Annotated in this window: 2 protein-coding genes; both read right to left on the reverse strand. The window is 68.7% G+C overall.

What is annotated here, in order from left to right; translation table 11 throughout:
- Positions 1-56 precede the first annotated feature (56 nt).
- Positions 57-1733, reverse strand: a complete 1677-nt coding sequence (locus ACFXGJ_RS24300; RefSeq protein ID WP_378625827.1) for a 4Fe-4S binding protein — start codon at positions 1731-1733, stop codon at positions 57-59.
- A gap of 209 nt (positions 1734-1942) precedes the next feature.
- Positions 1943-2224: hypothetical protein (locus ACFXGJ_RS24305; RefSeq protein WP_378625828.1), on the reverse strand; the 282-nt coding region annotated here is incomplete at its 5' end.

The following is a 2224-nucleotide window of genomic DNA, read 5'->3' on the forward strand; positions in this document are numbered from 1 at the left end:
GTATAAGAGACAGGGTCTCGGGCGTCAACCAGCGCTGACGCCCGAGACCCGCGCGGTCAGCTCTTCGTGCGTCCCAGCGCGACCATCTCGTCGATGTCGAGCATCTTGACCCGGGGCCGGCCGGCGGCCTTGCCGAGCTCGCGCTCTCGCGCGTCGATCAGCTTCCAGCCGGCCCAGTCCAGTTCCTCGGGCGCACGCTCGGCGAGCAGCGAGGTGAGCGCCTCGCCGTCACCCTTCGGCGGGTTCAACCGGTCCGCGGCGAGGTCCTCGAGAATGAGCGCGATGGTGTCGTGCGCGCACTGGCGGTTGGTGCCGATCACACCGGACGGCCCGCGCTTGATCCAGCCCGCGGTGTAGGTGCCCGGGACCGGGACGTCGGTGCCAACCTCGGTGACCCGACCGCCGACGTTGGAGATCGTGCCGCGCTGCTCGTCGAAGGGCAGATCCGCCACCGGCACGCCCCGGTAGCCGACCGAGCGCAGTACCAGACCGGTCTCGAGCAGTTCGGTCTGCTCGGTGCTGCGGGCACGCAGCGTGCCGTCCTCACCCGCGACCATCTCGTTGCGCGCGACCAGCAGGCCGGTGACGTGGTCGGTCCCCTGCACCTCCACCGGGGAGACCAGGAATCGCAACACGATGCGCTTGCGGTGGCCCGCCAGCGGACGCGCCGCGTACTCGCGCAGGATGTCGAGCTTGAGTCGCTTGGCGGGGCTGGCCGCGACCTCCGCGGCGCTGACCTCGTCGAGCTCGAGCTCGGCGGGGTCGACGACGACGTCGACGTCGGGCAGGTGACCGAGCGCGAGCAGTTCGGGGTTGGTGAACGCGGCCTGTGCCGGACCGCGGCGACCGAGCAGGACGACCTCCTCGATCGCGCTCGACCGCAACGCCTCGACGGCATGCTCGGCCATGTCCGTCTTCGCCAGGACGTCCGCTCCGACGACGAGCAGTCGCGCGACGTCGAGCGCCACGTTGCCGTTGCCGACGATCACCGCCCGCGAGCCGGTCAGGTCGAAGGCGTGCCCCGCGTAGTCGGGATGGCCGTTGTACCAGGCCACGAACTCGGTGGCGGCCAGGCTGCCGGGCAGTTCCTCGCCGGGGATGCCGAGGTGCCGGTCGCTCGGCGCGCCGACCGCGTAGATGACCGCGTGGTGGTGGGCGAGCAGATCGTCGTGGGTGATGTGCTTGCCGACCTCCACGTTGAGATGGAGCCGGAACCCGGGGCGCCGGGCGACCTCCGCGAACAGCTCGGTGACGGCCTTGGTCTCCGGGTGGTCGGGGGCGACGCCCGCGCGCACCAGGCCCCACGGGGTCGGCAGACGGTCGAACATGTCGACCTCGATGCCGGACCGCTTGAACGCCATCAGTTCCCTGGCCGCGTAGAAACCGGACGGTCCGGATCCGACGATCGCGACACGGAACGGATCCTGGTCGGTCTTCGGGAACTTCAGGGACGGCGCGGGGTCGTAGTCCTCGAGGTCGCTGCCCTCGAAGTAGTCGGCGTTGATCTTCGAGTAGCGCGCCATCGGCTCGGGCAGGTCGTCGTCGCGGAAGATGGCGTCCACCGGGCACGCATCGACGCAGAGGCCGCAGTCGATGCAGGTCTCCGGGTCGATGTAGAGCATCTCGGTCGACTTGAACGCCCGCTCGTCCGGCGTCGGATGGATGCAGTCCACCGGGCAGACCTCGGTGCAACTAGCATCGTTGCAGCAAGGCTGAGTGATCACGAACGCCACTGTCGATCTCCTCCAAACTAGAACCTGTTCTCGGCAACGATACCTGGCAGGTGCGAGGAAAGTCACAGCACGTCAAGAGAATCCGTCCACCGCGGCGCGAATCACGGGAACGCCGCATTTGTGACGCCGATCACTGTCGATCCGGGCTCGCCACTCCCCTTCCCGACCTCGGTCCGACCGAGGTCGCGGCGGCGGCCGACCGTCCGGATCTAGCTGAGCAACTTGCGCGCGCCGACGATCACCAGAGCCAGCACGATGGCGCTCAGCAGTGCCGCGCCGAAGCCCATCGCCCACCACATGACGCCGAACAGGATCACCACCGGTGCCACGACGATGGCCGTGATGGCCGGGCTCTCGCGCACCGTCTCCAGGGCGGCCTGCGTCTTGACCTTGTCGATTCCCTTGCCTGCCATGACGACCTCCGTGCTCGAGAAACCGATGTCCGGTTTGACCCCACAGTAGACGCGAAACGGCCCCCGCACCCATTGCTG

The sequence above is a fragment of the Rhodococcus sp. NPDC059234 genome (genome assembly GCF_042754225.1).
Taxonomy (GTDB): Bacteria; Actinomycetota; Actinomycetes; order Mycobacteriales; family Mycobacteriaceae; genus Rhodococcus_G.